The sequence below is a fragment of the Litorimonas cladophorae genome (assembly GCF_014652455.1).
Lineage (GTDB): Bacteria > Pseudomonadota > Alphaproteobacteria > Caulobacterales > Maricaulaceae > Litorimonas > Litorimonas cladophorae.
Genome location: NZ_BMYV01000001.1, coordinates 82,158 through 99,709, shown reverse-complemented (window position 1 = coordinate 99,709; position 17,552 = coordinate 82,158). Strand labels below are relative to the sequence as shown.

General features: G+C 55.1%; 23 protein-coding genes. 1 reads left to right on the top strand and 22 read right to left on the bottom strand.

The features are described 5' to 3' along the window. The 11 genes from IE073_RS00575 to IE073_RS00525 are packed head-to-tail and all read right to left on the bottom strand — an operon-like array spanning position 1 to position 7,931. Positions 1-3,615 carry a baseplate multidomain protein megatron gene (locus tag IE073_RS00575; protein WP_189579863.1) on the bottom strand — a complete coding sequence of 1,205 codons (3,615 nt, stop codon included), beginning with the start codon at positions 3,613-3,615 and terminating at the stop codon, positions 1-3. Positions 3,616-3,618: 3 nt separating this feature from the next. Continuing rightward, positions 3,619-4,059, bottom strand: a complete 441-nt coding sequence (locus IE073_RS00570) for a C40 family peptidase (RefSeq protein WP_189579860.1) — start codon at positions 4,057-4,059, stop codon at positions 3,619-3,621. After that, positions 4,056-4,676, bottom strand: a complete 621-nt coding sequence (locus IE073_RS00565; RefSeq protein ID WP_189579857.1) for a phage/gene transfer agent baseplate hub protein — start codon at positions 4,674-4,676, stop codon at positions 4,056-4,058. The genes IE073_RS00570 and IE073_RS00565 overlap by 4 nt, the downstream gene beginning before the upstream one ends. Further along, on the bottom strand, positions 4,676-5,326 hold the full coding sequence (locus IE073_RS00560; RefSeq protein ID WP_189579854.1) for a DUF2460 domain-containing protein: 651 nt from the start codon (positions 5,324-5,326) through the stop codon (positions 4,676-4,678). Before IE073_RS00560 ends, IE073_RS00565 begins: the two co-directional genes overlap by 1 nt. Before the next feature lie 11 nt (positions 5,327-5,337). Continuing rightward, complete coding sequence (locus IE073_RS00555; protein WP_189579852.1) at positions 5,338-5,763, bottom strand: phage tail tape measure C-terminal domain-containing protein; 426 nt, start codon at positions 5,761-5,763, stop codon at positions 5,338-5,340. Beyond that, on the bottom strand, positions 5,747-5,971 hold the full coding sequence (locus IE073_RS00550; RefSeq protein WP_189579850.1) for a phage tail assembly chaperone: 225 nt from the start codon (positions 5,969-5,971) through the stop codon (positions 5,747-5,749). Before IE073_RS00550 ends, IE073_RS00555 begins: the two co-directional genes overlap by 17 nt. After that, positions 5,968-6,246 carry a hypothetical protein gene (locus IE073_RS00545; protein ID WP_189579848.1) on the bottom strand — a complete coding sequence of 93 codons (279 nt, stop codon included), beginning with the start codon at positions 6,244-6,246 and terminating at the stop codon, positions 5,968-5,970. Before IE073_RS00545 ends, IE073_RS00550 begins: the two co-directional genes overlap by 4 nt. After that, complete coding sequence (locus IE073_RS00540; protein ID WP_189579846.1) at positions 6,243-6,650, bottom strand: phage major tail protein, TP901-1 family; 408 nt, start codon at positions 6,648-6,650, stop codon at positions 6,243-6,245. Before IE073_RS00540 ends, IE073_RS00545 begins: the two co-directional genes overlap by 4 nt. Further along, entirely contained in the window at positions 6,647-7,102 is a 456-nt protein-coding gene (locus IE073_RS00535) for a DUF3168 domain-containing protein (protein ID WP_189579844.1), read from the bottom strand. The genes IE073_RS00540 and IE073_RS00535 overlap by 4 nt, the downstream gene beginning before the upstream one ends. Next, a complete protein-coding gene (locus IE073_RS00530) occupies positions 7,099-7,416 on the bottom strand; it encodes a phage head closure protein (RefSeq protein ID WP_189579843.1) in 318 nt (105 codons plus the stop codon). Before IE073_RS00530 ends, IE073_RS00535 begins: the two co-directional genes overlap by 4 nt. Next, complete coding sequence (locus IE073_RS00525) at positions 7,413-7,931, bottom strand: head-tail connector protein (RefSeq protein WP_189579840.1); 519 nt, start codon at positions 7,929-7,931, stop codon at positions 7,413-7,415. Before IE073_RS00525 ends, IE073_RS00530 begins: the two co-directional genes overlap by 4 nt. Before the next feature lie 220 nt (positions 7,932-8,151). Here IE073_RS00525 and IE073_RS00520 point away from each other — a divergent pair, with 220 nt between their 5' ends. After that, the gene (locus IE073_RS00520) at positions 8,152-8,796 is read left to right on the top strand and encodes a hypothetical protein (RefSeq protein ID WP_189579838.1); all 645 of its coding nucleotides are present in this window, start codon (positions 8,152-8,154) and stop codon (positions 8,794-8,796) included. Between the two features lie 160 nt (positions 8,797-8,956). Here IE073_RS00520 and IE073_RS00515 read toward each other — a convergent pair whose 3' ends face one another. The 11 genes from IE073_RS00515 to IE073_RS00465 all read right to left on the bottom strand — a co-directional run bounded on the left by IE073_RS00515 (position 8,957) and on the right by IE073_RS00465 (position 17,017). Further along, positions 8,957-10,135 carry a phage major capsid protein gene (locus IE073_RS00515; RefSeq protein ID WP_189579836.1) on the bottom strand — a complete coding sequence of 393 codons (1,179 nt, stop codon included), beginning with the start codon at positions 10,133-10,135 and terminating at the stop codon, positions 8,957-8,959. Continuing rightward, entirely contained in the window at positions 10,132-10,587 is a 456-nt protein-coding gene (locus IE073_RS00510; RefSeq protein WP_189579834.1) for an HK97 family phage prohead protease, read from the bottom strand. Before IE073_RS00510 ends, IE073_RS00515 begins: the two co-directional genes overlap by 4 nt. After that, a complete protein-coding gene (locus tag IE073_RS00505; RefSeq protein WP_189579832.1) occupies positions 10,577-10,828 on the bottom strand; it encodes a hypothetical protein in 252 nt (83 codons plus the stop codon). Before IE073_RS00505 ends, IE073_RS00510 begins: the two co-directional genes overlap by 11 nt. Then, positions 10,825-12,030, bottom strand: a complete 1,206-nt coding sequence (locus IE073_RS00500; protein WP_189579830.1) for a phage portal protein — start codon at positions 12,028-12,030, stop codon at positions 10,825-10,827. Before IE073_RS00500 ends, IE073_RS00505 begins: the two co-directional genes overlap by 4 nt. 121 nt (positions 12,031-12,151) lie before the next feature. After that, positions 12,152-12,589 carry a hypothetical protein gene (locus tag IE073_RS00495; RefSeq protein WP_233349695.1) on the bottom strand — a complete coding sequence of 146 codons (438 nt, stop codon included), beginning with the start codon at positions 12,587-12,589 and terminating at the stop codon, positions 12,152-12,154. Between the two features lie 44 nt (positions 12,590-12,633). After that, complete coding sequence (locus IE073_RS00490; RefSeq protein WP_189579826.1) at positions 12,634-13,158, bottom strand: DUF2726 domain-containing protein; 525 nt, start codon at positions 13,156-13,158, stop codon at positions 12,634-12,636. Between the two features lie 144 nt (positions 13,159-13,302). Further along, a complete protein-coding gene (locus IE073_RS14100) occupies positions 13,303-14,034 on the bottom strand; it encodes an NBR1-Ig-like domain-containing protein (RefSeq protein WP_233349694.1) in 732 nt (243 codons plus the stop codon). 219 nt (positions 14,035-14,253) lie between these two features. Beyond that, positions 14,254-15,567 carry a DNA-packaging protein gene (locus IE073_RS00480; protein WP_189579824.1) on the bottom strand — a complete coding sequence of 438 codons (1,314 nt, stop codon included), beginning with the start codon at positions 15,565-15,567 and terminating at the stop codon, positions 14,254-14,256. After that, positions 15,467-15,829, bottom strand: coding sequence for a hypothetical protein (locus tag IE073_RS00475; RefSeq protein ID WP_189579822.1), 363 nt, complete (start codon positions 15,827-15,829; stop codon positions 15,467-15,469). The genes IE073_RS00480 and IE073_RS00475 overlap by 101 nt, the downstream gene beginning before the upstream one ends. 67 nt (positions 15,830-15,896) lie before the next feature. Then, the gene (locus IE073_RS00470; protein ID WP_189579820.1) at positions 15,897-16,673 is read right to left on the bottom strand and encodes a DUF6456 domain-containing protein; all 777 of its coding nucleotides are present in this window, start codon (positions 16,671-16,673) and stop codon (positions 15,897-15,899) included. Next, positions 16,670-17,017: a helix-turn-helix domain-containing protein gene (locus IE073_RS00465; protein WP_189579818.1), complete on the bottom strand. Its 348-nt coding sequence runs from the start codon at positions 17,015-17,017 to the stop codon at positions 16,670-16,672. Before IE073_RS00465 ends, IE073_RS00470 begins: the two co-directional genes overlap by 4 nt. Between the last annotated feature and the right edge of the window lie 535 nt (positions 17,018-17,552).

Here is a 17,552-nt window from a genome sequence, read left to right as displayed (position 1 = left end):
TTAAACAAGAATTTTGACGGACCGCCCAGCCTTGGTGAGGGAATGAACGGGCGTAATCGAAACCCAATTGTTTGATCTATAGTTAACGGGGATCAGTGCGGTATTCGCAGAGACTCGCATCTCTCCCTCAGACCAGCAGATATCGAACATTTGGGAAGGGTCAATTTTCGTTGCATTATCCAATCGTCTAGGTGTCCAGTTCAGACGCGTGTTCTCCCCCTCAGCGACCGCGCTCACATGGGCAACGGATAGCGGTCTCAGATGTTCTGCCGAATAGATCAACTCTGAGGAGGCCCCCGAACGACCCGACGCGCTCACTTCAATCTGGATCGGCCCGCCGATGAAGTCTTCTTCGATATCCAGCGTTGCCAGCCCCCCGTCTAAAGAAATCACTCTTGCACCTGACAAGATCTGATCGACCATGTAGTCGTCCGAATTCTCCACGCCGCGCAAAAGCGTATGCAAGCGGTAGATATCTGGCCCGATTAACGATACGGACGCCGCGCCAATGACTTCCCACCCCAGCGGAGTTTCTACCGCAAAGCGGTTCTGCCCCGACATCACCTTATGTTCTTCAATCGAGAAGAAGGCGGCATTGGGCATCCAAATATCGAAATGGGTGCTGCGATCCCAGATCGTGATTGGGCCACGCGGGAGGTCCGACAGCAGCACGCCTAATTTTACAGCCGATTGAAGGCGCACTGTCTTGTCAGCGAAGGAGAGGTCGGCAGGTCGAAAAGGGTGCATCAGCGCCCCGACCTGTAACCCTTCAACCCCGGGCAAATTAAAGGCCATCGCAACAGGTTCAGAGACCCACGCAGGTTGTAACTGAACGGCTGGGTCACCGTTTGCGACGTTCAATGGCCCCCGCCCATCAGGATACCCAATAAGGTCAACATCTGTGTTCGCCCCTCGGCGCAGGCGTTCAATTTGCCAATATCCGTCAGCATCAGGCAGGGTCACAATCTCGCCGGGCCGTAGATCATCGCCTATATCCGTAGGCAGTGCAAAACTGGCACGACGCCGTGAAGGTTCAGACTTGGCAAGCTGGCGATCGATGACTTGTCTCGCCTGCCCCGCATCCATGACAATCGGGACTTGAATGTCCGCAACCCTCACCGTTTCGGCGGCCTCATTGCGCGTAGACAAGGTTGCCGTCTGATACTCAAGCGACGCGTCAATATAAGTGAGACGCACGTCCCGCAGGGAGGACATATCATCCTCTACGGCAAAGCGAATTGGACCCCCGTCTTGTGCCACCAATTCATCCCGCGAGATGGCACGGGGGGCATCCAATTGGGGTTGAAAGAAAAATAGTCGCCCGCCCGCCACAGCCATCGAAACATCATAGGTATCAATCAAGGGCGTGAGTGCATCACGCGCACGCATGGGTCGGTCAATGACGAAGCCAGATACCAGTCCAGATACGCCCGAAAAAGACACATGTTTTACCCCAACCTCGGTGCATATTTCATCTAAGACATCTTGCAATAAGACGCCGCCCATGCGGCCATTGATCCAATGCCCTGTCTGCCAATTCAGGCCATCGGACCAGATCGTCCTTCGCGCTGGAAAATCAGGGAAAGGACGCGCGTCCCATGCCCAAACGGAGGTCGCAGACTGATCTATCATTGGCTGGCCCGTAACCGTCGACGTCGGATTATTTTCAGGCTCCCCCCAATATCCAATCAGAGCTTCCAGATAATTTCGTTGAATGAGATCATCACGTGAACCTTCTGAAAAATATGGAAATTTGCTTTCATGGGATTTACCATCGGAAAAGACATTGGGCTGATTGGCCCCATATCTAACAGCGGGACACCCCACCTCCATCAGCCAGAACGGCTTACTTTGCGGAACCCACGATGTTGGGTCTTGCACCGCGCCCGCAATTTTGTTGCGGTGAACATTCGACCACCAATTTCGGAGGTCTTTATATCGATAGGTCCAATCCGAAATTGGGGTACGCACCTGCGCATCGCGATCTGCATCGGAAGCATAATACCAGTCATATCCTTCCCCACCTTCGACGTTAGATTTTAGATAGTCTTCGTCATAGATCGATGATGAAATTTGGCCATCTAAGTGATCGCCTTCGCGCCAATCTGACAGGGGAAAATAGGCATCAATTCCGATTGCAGAAATCGCAGGATGCGCCCATAATTCATCCAGATGAAAATACACATCTCCGCTGCCGTCTAGTGGGTGGAAGCCAAAATATTCGCTCCAATCCGCAGCATAAGTCAGGCCAGTTTCATCCCCCAAAACGACTTTCACATCGCCCGCTAATCGCGCCAATTCCGTCACAGCGGGAAACCCATTTTGCGCGTCGCGAATTGTTGTCAGTCCGATCATTTCGGAGCCAATGACAAAACGTTCCACGCCACCTGCCCGTCGCGCCAAATTCGCGTGAGATAAGATGAAATTGCGGAAGCCTGCGTCGTCTGAATGATGATGGTCCTCGCCCGCCCCATTGCTGTAATCCGTGACGTCTGCGGTCCCGAAGAAAGCACTTACATCTGAGGCGTTCCCCGTGATGCGTCCGCGCCAAGGAAAGCCGGCTGTATCGACCAGAATAAAGGGATAGAGCGTGACGCTCATGCCGCGAGCTTTGATGGCACGGATGGCTTGGATTAGGCTCTCATCAGATGGAGTCCCACCGAAATTTGGGCGACCTTCATCATCCGCACTCACCAGATGTGCCGTGGCCCGTGTCGCGCGCCCGACGCGCCATGTGTGATGACGTATATTTCGGCTGCGTCGCTCGACGCCCGGGCGGATTTCGCAAGTCGCAATATCAGTTGAGGTCGCAAACCAAGACGAGATGATGGACACATTGGTGCAGCTGGGGAGTTGCGCCTGCAACTGATCTAATGCCAATTCAATATCGGCTTTACCCGATAAATTATTCATATTCAGGGGCTGCGTTTCCCCCGGACGAATGCCTTCTTCCACGATGTCTGTAGCGTAAGCAAACTCGCCCGAACCCGGCAGCAAATTTACAGATTGAATCAAATTCTCCAACCGCCCTGTCCGTTTTCCAGTCCGAATGACTTCGAAGTTTAGCTGCGGCAGTCGGTTACCAAAGGCGGCCAATGGGAAATCCTCGAATACAACATAGGCCGTACCCCGAAAGGCGGGCACGTCGCCTGGCTCAGTCGCGCTAATAATTGGGTCAGGGCTTTGGTCTTCGGTCCCGCGATAGACGCGCATGTCCAATCCGGCGGTTTCGAGCGGCGCGCCATTTGCCCAGATACGGTCAATACCCGCGATTTCGCCTTCACAGAGGCCCACTGCGAAGCTGATCGCGTAGCTATAGTCAGTCTGTGTCGGGCCTCCGCCTTTGCCACCGACAGGCGTCTCGGTGGAGGCTTCGCGGACATGGCTTGCCCAGATGATTTGTCCCGCCAATCGGGCACGCCCGAAGACCCGCGCCATCGGCGCGCCATCCCGACTGGTCTGAATATGAAGCGAATCGAGGCGCGGGCCTTGGAAATTACGCGTATCGAAGGCACGGCTAATGTAGCTTGTCGCCGTATTGATCGCGAGGGCACTCGCCGTGCGGACAAGCGCTTGCCCCGTCAACTGCGTGGCAGATGCCGCAAAATTGGCCATAATCTAGTCCTGTAAAAGAGTGGGGAAAGCGAAACTGGCAACGTGCCGCCGCCGCCAAAAGGGAACGAAATGGGATTCCACCACCGCCTTCCCCCAATAGGCGTGAAGAATACGGTCTGGCGCAGATAGGACTCCAAGATGTTTGCAAGGTGCGCCATCGGCCATGCGAAAGACCAGAACATCCCCACACATGGGGGCCTCGGTCGGAATCAGACAGCGTTGCGCCGCCATTAAGAGGGTTTCCTCCCCCGTTTCTTCCGCCCAATCAGGCGTGTAAGGCGGTGCCGTCTCTGGCTCCTCGCCATAGAGTGATCGCCAGATGCCGCGGATAAGTCCCAGACAGTCAGTTCCCACGCCCCGTACACTGGCTTGATGTCGGTAAGGCGTATCTATCCAGCTTTGAGCGCAAGCGAGCACGGCGCGCCGCGTATGTGGATCACTCATGCGTAGCGCGACCCGCCATCGCGACGGTCTCTGTCCCCCACGCCAGCTTGCAAGACATCATCGCCAAGTAAATGAGGGAAACCTCGGAAATTTGCGCTATTGTCAAATTGATCCCGACACGCGTCAAAGCTGCGCGGGCAATTTGTTTTGGCGGGAAAATCTGCGGCGTTCAATCCACAGCGGTTGTCGCCAAATTGCGCGTCGCATTGGCCCGAAAACAAGCGTCCCGTCGAGCGGTTCAAAAGACTGGTTTGACCCAGCCATTCAACCTCAATGACATTTTCCGAGAAGCGAATATCCCCGACGCGACCTTGGGAGAGTAACTGCGTTGTCCCGTCGGACCAATCATGTCGGTACGCCGAAATTTTAGCGCCATCCAGTGCGCCCTCTCGAACAGCTTGCGGTGATAAGTCGGGCAGATTGACACGGGTTCGGATATCGCCCGTGTCGACGCTAAAGCCGGCTTGGCTTTCCGAGACCCCGGCCTCAGCGCTGTCATTTAGAACGTAGGTTTCACCCCCGAATATCACCAGATCATCATGATCGGTGAAGCGATAGATCGTGCCGTCTTTGAGCGACAATCGCCAGAGCGAGCAGAGCGTTGTGACCTTATCCATTATGCGACGTCCTGCAGGGCGGTAGAGACGGCGGCAGCTTGGTGAATTTCAATCAATGGGACATCTTGAATTTGCATCGCGCCGAAATCATCCAGCGCAATATCCAACGCGTCCGACGCAAACCGAACGGGAACATCAAATTCAAATCCCGCCGTGATCAAACTTCCTGGGACAGGTGCGGTTTCAAACGTCACTTGCCCCGTCATCGGGTCATAGGAAATCTCATTTTGAACACCGTCAACGGCAACTTTTACGGTGCCGTCGACAGGCTTCGTGATGGGACGAATATAAGCGTGAGGATCATCGCCATAGGTTTTGACCAATTGAAAAGTCTTACGGTGCCCATCGCCAGTTCCGATGATTTGATCTGTTGCGGTTACGGGGTCTGCGCTCTTGTGATCGAGTGGGTCGCGAAACCGAAACCCGCACAAAGGCCCACGTCGAGCTTCGAAAAAATTCATAAGTTCAATCGCTTCAATCTCTGTCTTAATCCCAGCGATGGCATTATAGGTCCGGCGGGAATGTCGTCCTTTTGCATTTCTAACTTCAGAGCCGTTTGCCATCTGCAAGATATCTGTGGGTCGCCTTGGGCCACCGCTCGTCCCATAGGCGAGATGCAGAGGAAAGCGAACGTCGTGAAAATCTTCCATAATTCAACTCTCTAATTTCGGGATTGTGCGTGCTGTAATGCCCGCGATACTTGGGACGCGATTTGGGTTGTCGATGGTTGTGGTCCTGTCGGTTTTGACGCCCCATTCCCCAGGTTCAGATTGACCGTCACGGGCGCAGTTTTTGAGGCCCCTGCTGCCTGCCCGATGGATTGGGTGAGGCTAGAAACGAGTCCTTCCAGCGGTGCCGTAATCAATTCAGACACGGCCAATCGCGCGAAGTCATTGAGGATCGATTCTGCCAAATCATTGAACGAGAGCGCCCCCGTTTGCGCCGCGCGTTCGAGCGAATTCGCAATGCGACCCCCCGCGATTTCAAACACATCTGCCAGCTCATTCGCGGCATCTGTTGCGGGGCCTTTTGCGAAGGCATCAAGCGCATCGGCGGCATTGCTGATAACGTTATTTTCCGACTTCATTTTGATCTCCTTCAGAGGTTAGATCAGGAAAGACCTTCATCAAATCTTCCAACCGCGTGCGGTCCAGAGTTGCGGGTTTGGCGTCAGACATGAGGACCAACCAGTCGCGCAATGGCAGGCTCCAAAACTCTGAGGGGGAAAGCCCAAATCGCTTCACGGCGATCCGCAGCCAAACATCAAATGGCCAAGAACTGTCGGTCTCCGTCATGGGTTTAATCCGTCGGCAATGACGGCGCTGAGGGCAGGTAAAATCTCTCCTAAATCGGCCTGGGTTAGACCCGTTTTCGGACGCGGCTGTGCCATCGCCCGCAGGACGATATTCCAATCTGCATCCGTGGCTTCCCGCAATCGCGCGGCCAGCACCGATGGCGTATCCGTCCCAAGAGCAGACGTGATCTCGGCCAAACCAGACAGCGTCAATCGCAAGCGCGTCTCCACACCTGCAATGATGACCTGCCGGTCCCCGAGGCGATACGCATTCATAGGGCGGTAAATTCTGGCAGGGCAGCGCTGGCCAAACTCAACTCGAATTGCGCTTCACCATTATAGGCCCCCGCGTAATTCAACCCTGTTATCAGGAACACACCGTCAATCTGCCCAAAGCCCGGAATGATGAACCGACAGTCCTGCGCGGATTGGTCAAAAAAGGCGCTGCGGATCAGCGTATCTGACACAGCATCGCGAAACACGCCCGTCCCCGAGATCTCGGCCGTGCGAATACCCGCGCCTGGCAGAAGTTCTTTCCAGCCTTGGGACGCGGTGTCTGTCACATCGACGGGCCGCGCGTTTAGGCGCAGGGTTTTCGTCCGTAGCCCTGCGACGGTGACATAGTCGCCCTCACCTGTTTTGATTTTCAGCAGCATTTCGCTGCCACGTTGGGCGCTCATAAGTTCACCTCCAGTTCTTGGGTCGTCATCGACATGCGCAACAAGCCGTGATGGGTTCGCCCATCGGCTGCTCTCAACACGTCAGAATAGATCGGATTAGAACTGCGCACAGAGAGCGGCCCGACCCCCGACAGCGAGGTTGCATCCAAAGCCGCCGCCACACGGCTCAGCAGGGATAACACCTCCGCTCGTCCTGTATATCGCGACCAGAGATGCAGCGTTATTTGGTGTGAGGACAGCGGCGTCTCATCCGCGCTAATATCTTCGGACCGCATCGCGCCATAGGTCAGATAGGGATAGACAGGGTCTTCGGGTGCGGCATCATAGAGGCGCGGCGGCTCGCCATTTGTGCCGCCCAACGCATATTGAATATCCAGATTATCCCGCAGCACCACATGGACCGCTCTCGCCAAGTCTTCCGCCTGTGCGGCGATATTTACAGAGCCACTCATTGGCTTTCCTCTTCACAAATCAGGTGCAAGCGTTCGCCGCGCGTATCGGGGTCACTGGCCGCGACGACGCGCAAAATGCGGCCATTCCAGACCAAACGCGCCCGCTCAGGGAATCGCGACGTGTAACGAATGACGACAAGATAGGTCTGGGTGACAGACAAACGGCCATTCTCGCGGGTTTCGGAAATCGCCTTGGGTTTGATCGCGGCCCAGATCGCGTGGCGGAACGTCCAACTGGTAATGGTCCCGCCCAAATCATCGGCAATGGTTTCAGGTGAATACAGCCCCACACGGGCGCGCATGCGGCCAATCATAGCCGCACTCCGCGATAAGGTTGGGTCAACGCATCCACCATCATCGGAAAACCCGGTGGGCCATCCCCATTTCGATATTCATAGAGATGGGCCAGCAAGAGCAGCACACCTTGGCGTAGGGGTGTCGGAATATCCTCAGGCGTTGCGCCGAACCCTGCCGTGAAATCGACCCGCACATCGCCAGAGCCATCGCCTGATCTCTGGACCCGCACCAAAACGGGCCGCGCCCGTAGATTGGCGTCAATGGGCAATGCGACCCCGTCACGCTCTACCGCCTCGATAGAGACCACAGGATAGCGGTTCAGATAGACCCCAGCTCCATTTGCAGGTTTAGACAGGCGTTGCGGACGTGTGATCAAACTCACCCCGCAACGCGCTTCGATTTGGCGCGCGGCCACATCGATCAGATCGCCGATAAAATCATCTTCATCCGCGTGATCAATCCGCAGGAAAGTCTTGGCCGCCGCCAAAGTCACGGGACCCGTGGGCGGCGGAGAAAGGTCAGTCAAAGTCATAGGGGCTCCGTAATTTTGGACATAAAAAAACCCGCTCCGTGCAATTCGTTTTTCGCGAAATGCACAAGGCAGGTTGGGTGGGATAGGAACGACGAGGTGTCGTTTTACTGGGGGCCGAACCGTAAAGCGGTTCAGTTGGGCTTAGTAATGTCAGGTGCGGGCAAACACGTTTTGACGATTATTTCTTGAATCATACTTCAATTTTACGTAATAATATTACATGAAATGGTTTCTCATTATTGCATTCTGCTTTCTCAGCTACCCGGTTACTGCGGATGCTTGTGACTTCCCACCGCCGGACATAAAAACCAGCGAATTCGTTTCAGATAAAACCGTCTTCTGGGGTAGAGCTACCGCGAAAAAATGGGACCCAGACGCAGTAACGAGCATCGAAAACAATTTTCCAACCTCGACGTATTTGGAAGTTGAAGTCATTCGACAACTAAAAGGAGACGTCAGAAAAAATACAAAAGTCTGGCTCTCCGAAACGAGTTGCGGAATTGACGTCACACTCGGTAACATTACATTATTCGTTGTTAAGCCTATCGGCGGGTCAGATTTTTATGCTGACATGATGGTTTCTTCACTTGCAAGTGACCGAGCCATAATCAGCTTATTTAAGTTAGATTTGGACGTTCAAATTGGCGGTCATGCTTATCCGCCCGACCCAAATTGGCTTGAGGCCCCCCATTGGAAAAAATGGCTCATGACCTGTCAGTCTGATGAGACCAATGGGAGGCCTCAGGATTGTCTTTCACTTGATGAACTAGAGGAAATTACTGACGCTTACGAAACAGAGTATGAAAGTGTTAAAAACATCACTTGGCAGAAAACAAAACCTTGGTGGAAAAAATTTACAAAATAATATTCACAAGAATGATCGCATTTTGACGTTTAATCAGGCCATCTAACCGCAAGCATCTCTCCCCCCAAAAACCACCCGAAAATTCAGCTGTCACCCGAAGGCATATCCCTGAATAATCGAGTGGCGTATTCACCCGTGCGGTATCAGTCCCCCATAAACCCTACGCGATCTTCAGCAATTTAATCGCCTCCGAATCTTGCACCCCGCCGCCCACACGTTTTGTCGTGTAGAACAGCACGTAGGGTTTGGCGGAGTATGGATCGCGTAGCACGCGCACACCTTGACGGTCCGCAATCAGGTAACCGCGACGGAAATCACCAAAGGCGACTGACGCAACGCCGCTGCCGATGTCTGGCATGTCTTCCATTTCAACCAGCGGATAGCCGAGCAAGGTCGACGGCGCGCCCGCAGAGAGCGAGGGTTGCCAGATGTAATTGCCATCGGCGTCTTTGAATTTACGCACCGTATTAATGGTGCGGCGGTTCATGACAAAGCTGGCATTGGCGCGATATCGCGACTGCGGCGCATAGATCAGATCGATCAAGGCATCCGTGTCAAAATCCTCAGGTTCCAACACACCGAGGTCTGGTGAATTGATAAAGCCTCGTGGTTTATTCACCCCATCGCCACTGATGAAGGCCGCCGTTTCCTGCGCCGCGAAGACGTCACGCACTTCTTCGGCTAACCACGCATCGACATCGGCAACGCTGTCATCCAGCAGGGCTTGGGTCGCGGCGGGCATAGCGTAGAGCTCACCCGTTGGGAAGTCGATCAGCTCCAGCGTTGGGGCTTCGGTTTCCAGACGGGCGTCGGTCTCTCCCGCCCATCCCGATTGCGCACCAGATGTGCTGACGGGTTTGCGGAAGGCGCTGGCCCCGATGGTGCGCACGGTGGCCAGACGTCGCATCGGGGAAGTTTCGGCCAGCACCGCATCAATGCGCGTTTCCGTTTCGACGGGCGCAATCAAACTGCCGTCGCCATTGACTGAGGCGATAGACTTGCCTTCCACACCGGTGGTCAGGGCCGAGGCATCACCCGTGCGGATGAAATTATCCCATGCGGTTTGATTGGCGGATTTGCCTTCCAGGGTTTGACCCGCGCCAAAGGCAGATGTCGCCCCCGCCAATGTCAGATTTTCGATGCGGCGGGTTTGCGCGTCCAACGCGGTGTTCAATCGCTCGACCTTTTCGCTCAGCAATGGGTCGACACTGGATTTAGCTTCGATCTCGGCCAGCCGCATATCATTGGCATCGCGGAAAGCGGCGAAGGTCGAGGCAAAATCGACTTGAGCTTGGTTTAAGCTCGGCCCTGTTGTTTTCGTTTCAAGTTTAGCAGTCACGCAAATCTCCTGTGGTGTGTTGCGTCAAAATTGGGGGTGTCGCCAATCTGTGTGATCCGCGCAGAACGCAGCATCGGGAAGGCGACGACAGACACCTCCCAAAGATCAATTTCAGTTAGAATGCGCCCGCGCGCGGCGCGCGGCGTGGCGCGACGGGTGCGGTATCCAATGGATAATCCGCCTACCGCGCGGGTCTGGACCAATCGCGCAGTCGACGCTGACAACTCCGAACCCACCAGAATGCGGCCTTCAACATATAGGCCGATGTCATCCTCAACCACGCGGTCCCAAACGCCAATCGGTTGGTGCGTTTGATGCCCGAACAACATGGGAAACGGATCGGCGCGCGATAAAAGGCTGGCACTAAAGGCACCGCGTTGGACGATATCGTCTGACAGGTCGGCTTCCGCAAATCGGCTGGCATATCCCGCGATTGGGAGATCATTCAACATGGCCCAACCTCCGTTCGATGCGCATCAGGCTTTGTTCGATATGAATCGTTTGGCCTTCTACACGGGCAAGTCGTTCCGAGATCCCTGGGGTCAGCGCGATTTGAGATTCTAAGGCCGAAAGCCGCGCCCCCGCAGCCCCCGCCCAAACCAAACCACTCGCCGTTTGAATCAAGATCGTGACGATCAAACCAAACGTCAGCGTGCGGTCGATGCGTAACGGCTGGTCAGTATGAGCGGTCATGAGCGAACCCCCGAATGAACAGGGTCATCGCAGTCTAAATCGGTCATCAATCCCGCAATGTTTCGGGCTTCATTTGACGTGATGAAACGGGCGTCCGACAGGCGTTTCCAGAGCACGGCGCGTTCTTCTGCCAATGCGGGAACCTTGTCGATGTCGGGGGTAATCCGCAGATCATCTCCAAAAAATGCGCCCAGCCAGCCTTGCAGCCCCGTCGCTGTTTTCGCGACCAGTGGGATAATTGTCTGCCGCCAAAACGCTTGGTTGGCCTCGCGGTAATTCGCGTAACTATTATCCCCTGGCAGGCCCAACAGCATGGGCGGTACGCCAAAGGCCAGCGCAATTTCGCGCGCGGCTTCGCGGCGTAATTGGGTGAAGTCCATATCGGCGGGCGAGAGCGACATAGACTTCCAGTCCAACCCGCCTTCCAACACCATCGGGCGACCCGCTTGATGGGGGCCTGTGAAACTTTGCTCAAGCTCCGATTTCAACCGTTCGAACTGAGCGTCCGTCAGGCGCTCCCCTGATTGCGGGGCATGGACCAGCGCGCCGCTGGGACGAGCGGAATTTTCCAGCAGCGCCTTCGCCCACACCCCGCCGCGATTGTGCAAGTCAACGGCCTGCGCCGCCGCCGCCAAGGGCGATAATCCGTGGCAGTCATCGACGGGGTTGAACAGGCGCATATGATAGAGCGCGCAGCGACCTGTCGACAGATCACGCGGAAAGTGCCGACGTCGGCCTTCCACCCGCTGTTCCCATCCCGTCATGCCACCTTGGCGATTGGCACCGACATGCACTGTGTCAGGGCGATGAGCGACCAGCGCAATCGGCGCGTCGCCATTTAAGACCGTTTCCAGAAAGCCATTCCCGCCAACTTGGAGATAGCCATAAAACGCCTCAAATGTTTCAACCGCGCTCGACCCTGGCAGGCCACGGCTCAATACGCGGGCCACCTGCGCGTCATTTGTCTGTAGCGGGACAGAAGCGGCGCTCTCGGCGATCAGGCGCACACAACGATGGGCGATAGGATTGCGGGCAAACCCTTCGCGGCAAAGCGTGGCATAATCCGTCGCGGTCGACTTCGCGCCATGCCGCAATTGCGTCGCGATTAGCGGGCGCGCAGCTCCGCTGTCGGCCATTGCCCCGTCAGACTTGCGTTCTGGCACGACAATAGGGTCGGCGGACCGACGAAAGGGGTTAAACATAGGGAGAGCCTTGAGCTGGGAAGCGACACAGCTGCGTCGACAAAGCCACTATACACCAGCCCCAGTAGGGCGTGGATCATTCTCCTGATTTTTCTCTCAAGGCTTTGAAAAATATGGGGTCTTATGCGACCTTAAACAGGGATGGAGTTTTCGGATGGTGTCCCAAGAGGCTTTCAACGATCTTCACCTTATCGCGGAGGTCATGCCGCGCCTCTTCATCACCATGCATAGACGCCAAGGTAATCGCCGCGCGATAGGCGGTTCGCGCGCGCGTGATCGCATCTGTATCGGATTTAGCGCGGCCCAGTTTAAGCAACATGTCGCCCAGCGCGGCTTGAACTAAGCCAATTTCCTCGGGCGTATTCTCATAGGCGTAATATTTGCGCGCCGAAAGGATGGCGTCTTCGGCCTGTGCCAAAGGTTCTAGGTCATCGGTCTGCCCTGCCAAGCGGATCAGCTCCGCCGCCATTTGCGCATTCATCAAAGCGAGTTTTGCATCCGTCTTTGCCAACTGGTCCTCCAGCTTCGATTTTCGACGACCCGTCAACCAGTTCAACATTTTTCTCATTCCCACAAAAGATGCCTTATACAAATCTATCGTAGTTAATGGAGCTTTAATTCCGCGCCGATTGTGGCGGCAATATGGTCAAAATTTTCGCCAACACGGATACGCCGTAAGGGGATTCCCGCCGCCATGAAAAGCGCTGTCTTCACTTTGTCATTTTCTATGGCCCGTTTGGACGTGTGGCTTTTACCATCCAGCTCAATCGCAAGCCGCGAACGTCCCTCAATATCGATTATAAGAAAGTCAATGTGCCGAGATTTGATGCGCCCGCGAAGCGATTGGCTTTCCTTATAAGGCAAGCCTTTTCGAATGCCGATAATGTCTTCCAGCCGCACCTTTGATTGCGGATAGATGCCAGGAGGAAGATGGCAAAGCAAAGCATAGAAGAATGCTTTTTCAGAGGCATTCACAAAAAGGGACGGGGCGGCGGTGAAGTTCGCGAATTGGTTCGCGTCAACGGGCTTGATCGCAGGAGGTTTATCAAGTGACTTTTTCTTGCCGATGACAATGTTTAAAAAGAGCAGGCAAAAGACTGCGATAATTATGATAACGAGAAATTCCATTTCACCCGCTTAGGTGGAAAACGTTAAGCGGGTGTAGATAGAAAGAAATTTATGGCGCCAATGTCTCATAAAGTTAGCGTTACGCCTATGGCTGTTCATATCTCGCTTGCGGGGGCTATTTTCACCCATATATGTTGCGACCACCTATTCCGCCGTAACGACAACGATCGAGTATAATCCATGCATGTCGGGGAAATAGACGTTCCCGTCTTTATCCGTCGTTTTCCAATCTGTGCGACAGGACCCCGGTAGATAGGGCGTTGTGAATGTCACCGCGATATCGATCACCTCCCCGGGCTGGGTTTCAGGGATGGGCACGCGACTGGGGGATGAACAAATGAGGCTGGTGGCGGGCGTCATGCGTTGAAGGTAGCGATCTTTCCAAACCACCTTCCCCGTATTTTTCACGCGCCATATTTTCTCAAACGTCGTGTTGATCGGAATTGACGTTCCATCGGGGATTGTCACGTCTTTGATGAAGAGTGTGCTGTCCTCAAGCTCCGCAACGTCTACGCGTGGCTCCAAAGCAGCAGATGCAGGACGATCTATCGTGACTAAGAAAATGGCGAGGACGGCCACGGCGGAGGCCGCGACGGCGGATAATATCCAAGCCCTCTTGCTCCCACCCTCTGAATTTTGGTCATCTAAACTTTGGTCGCCGGGTTGAGAGTTGTCTTGAAGCGTATCGAATGTGTCCGACTCAATTCCGAGAGCTTCACAAATTTTTAGCTTCGTCTCAGGGCTCGGCGCCTCCTCGCCATTTATTATGCGATAAAATTGACTTTTGCTGACACCGCTTTCCCAAATAATTTGTTTGGAGAGAACATTTCTCTTTGTTTTTGCGGCCTTTAAGGCTTCGCTCAAATTTTTAGGCATTTAATTTTCCTAGAGACGGCCAGAGCGTTGTCAGTCTCTTTATGAAAGTCTGGGACAGAAAATTCAATCCCAGGGACATCGAAAATATTGAAAACTCTATTTGAAGGCGCGATCCAGCGTCATGACGTGTGTGTTCCGTGGGGCGGTCCGCACACTGAGACGGGGCGCTTGGAGCAGTTTGCGGGGCGTAAACTGCTCCTTCGCCTTTTTTACCCACCCTCAAATCTGCCTGACCCGCGGGTCATCCCTCCCCTTCATCAATAGCGCATGTACCGCCCAGACAAGCGCATCGACGCGGTCAGGTGAGGCCCGAGTGCCGCCGCCCAGACTCGACCCCATTTGACACATTTGCGCCTCCAGCGCGTCAAATCTTCCCACATGAAAGACCCGCCCGCGCGTATAGAGATGGGCAATAGGTTCGGCCCGGGTTTGTTTGCTACGCCGCGCATGCACACGACGGATGGGTAAATTCGGATCGACTTGGCGCAAGACGGCTTCGACCATTTCCCCGCCTTGATTGCCTTCCGCAATGACGCAATCGGCTTGATAAGACTGAAATAACTCGACCACTTTTTCGGCCCAAATTTCAGGCGGCGCATTTTTCAACGTGGCGTCTTCCAGCACATAAGCGCTGCCTTTGGCAACACCTGCCACAATCAACCCGCAGGCATCGGCGTGAGGGCCAGATGTTGCGGGCGGGTCGATGGCGACAACAATACGTTCCAGCGCAGGCGTTTCGGTCTGTCGTTGTTTTGCAATCGTCGAAAGTTTCCACAACGCCCCTGGGAGGTCCGTCAAGATTTCGCCTTCCAATTCCTGCTGCCCCAGCGGTGATCCGCCATAGCTGTCCTCCATCGCGTCCAAAAACCCCGGCGCCAAATGGCGCGCATTTTCGCGGGTCCGAATGTGAGATGTCGAGACACCTGTTGCAGATTTCAGGGCCAGAAGTGACGGCGACGGACGCGGCGTTGTCGTGATGACCAAGCGTGGCTTTTCACCCGATCGCGGCGTCAGGCGCAGGGCCAGTCGTAAATTAGATAGCGTCTCTTCGGGATAGGCCCATGCGCAAAATTCATCCGCCCACGCCGCATCAAATTGACCGCCACGCAAGCCATCAGGATCATGGGCGGAATATAGGTGCCCCACCGCGCCATTTGGCCATTCCAAGCGACGGCGCGACGCGATGAATTTCGGACGCTCCGACGGATGCCCAATGTTGAGCAAGCCGCTTTCGCCTTCCAACATTACTTCGCGGGCCTCTGCAAATGAAGTCCCGACGAGCGCAATGTGGCGCGCGCCTGATTTGACTTGTTGGGCAATCCATTCGGCCCCTGTGCGGGTTTTGCCCGCGCCCCGTCCGCCGAGGATCAGCCAGATCAGCCAATCCTTGACGGGCGCATGTTGATTGCCGCGCGCCCAAAAAGACCAGAGCCTAAGAAATTGCGCGCGGTCCCACCCCGAGAGTTTCTTCCACACCTCTTTCTTCTCCGCGAGCGTCAGTGATCTCACCGACAAGTTTTCTAAAACGTTCATAGAAACGCGCCTCATCTTCCGGGGTTGGCGGTGGCATATCTTCATACCGCGTGTGGGTCTTGGCGGCGATGTCGGCCTCTAATGCGGCGCGCTGCTGCGCCGTATCGTCTAGGGCTTTCATGAGCGTCGAAATGGATCGCGCCCATTTGTCGGGCGGGTTATCATCCGTGTCTGGACTTTGCAGGAGCCCATCCAACTTGGCCTGTATGGCGGCCTCTGTACGGGTCAAACGATCGAGTTTTGTTTTGGGTGTATCTGTCATGGGACCAGTTTACCCCGACCCGCCAAGGGCGCGGATCATGTTTTTTATAAGCGGGGAGCAAACCCCGCTATGAGGCGGACGCGCCCCCTGAACGCACGCCGGCCTCGGTGCCATATAAGGTCACTAACCGTGCAAGACCCAACTTGATGATTTGCTTGCCCGACCCAGCCGCCCAGCGTTCGGTGCGTTCAATCACGTCGAGTGATTCATCGTGACAGCAGAGCGCAATGACGCCAGGGGCCAGATCGGTTCCGAGAATTTCACGCGCCGTGCGAAGTCGTGTTGCCGTCGTGATGCGGTGCAGCATCGCCCGTTCCGCCCCGCCCGCGCGGTCCCCGCCTTGCACGCCCGAGGACGTGAAATCTTGCGTGCCGATTTGACCCTCCCCAGCGCGGTGAAAATCACGCGCCAACGCACGTCCTGCTTCCACTTCGGCGGGGCTAAGCCAGCGTTTATTTAATTCCTGCCCAGGTCTGCGCGCCAATCGATCCAACGCCGTGGACCGCGTATTCACCGCGACAGGGCGCACCACATTGTCAGGCGAGTAAAGCTCTCGCGTTTCCAACACCTCATGTTGACCGATCAGCCCATCGCGCGCTTGATTGAGTCGACGCTTCACAGATGGGCGCAGGATAAATCCACGCGCCACCGGTTCAATGACATCTTGTCCGCGTAGCCACAGAAAGCCGACTTCCTCCAGCCAGATAACGGGGCGTTTGCGTTTATCTTGATGGGGAAAAACGGGACGTTCTGCGCCCTCGGCGGCATGAGCGATCAAACCATCGACGGCATGGATTTCCCGCACGACACGGTTCATCGCCGTTTGTTGCGAGGTAAAGCTCATGCGGCGGCTCTCAAGGCGTCATAGCTCTGGCTCAAAACGTCTTCGGCCTTGAGCAGTTTGCGATTGAAAACGGGGTCCTCGCGGCTGTCCTCCACCACGCGCACAGCATGGGTGATGGTCGATCTATCGCGGGAGAAAAGTTCCCCTAACCGCGTCGCGGTTAAATCGAAAACGGTTTGCGCGACATAGATCGCAACTTGGCGCACGAAGATCGCTCGACGTCGGTCTGGCCCTGTCTTTTCGATATCGAGCGACAGATCGGGTTGCCCAAATTCCAGCGCGACAATGGTCAAAGCCAGACGGGCAAAGGCGATATCATTTGGGTTATTTTGGCGTGTTCGCATAGGGTCCTCCTGGGGTGGACGACCAGTATAGCCGCACCTCCCAATACGAGGATTAAATTCCTATATTAACTTTTGAATGAGTCAACGCGTGATGTTCACTCTATGTTCTAATCTGTGTTAAGTCACTGAATTCAAGACTTACTTTCCTGTGCAGTAGTTCGAACGCCCTCACCTACACAATATCCTCACCCGCGCGCATAAGCGGGGAAAGAGTTTGGCGTGGCCTCGAAATCAGAGCTTTGAACAGGAAAATTAAAGCCAGAATTGACTCGATGCGCCGGAACCGACGCGCCCCTCTCGCGGGACACTGCGCCTGTGTTGGCAAATTAAATGGGGTATTCACCCCATTGGCGTTTACCAAATCTTCATGTAAAAAATGCTGGGGCGCAGTAATAGCCCCGCAGCTGGGGCGAGCTATTACTAAAAAGCGAAGACAACGGGTAGCGCATGAACTGGGTCGAGTGATCGACCCAGTTCTTGCGCCTGTGATCCGCTTCTCTCTTTTGCGTCCACCTTAAAACCTGCGACTGCAATT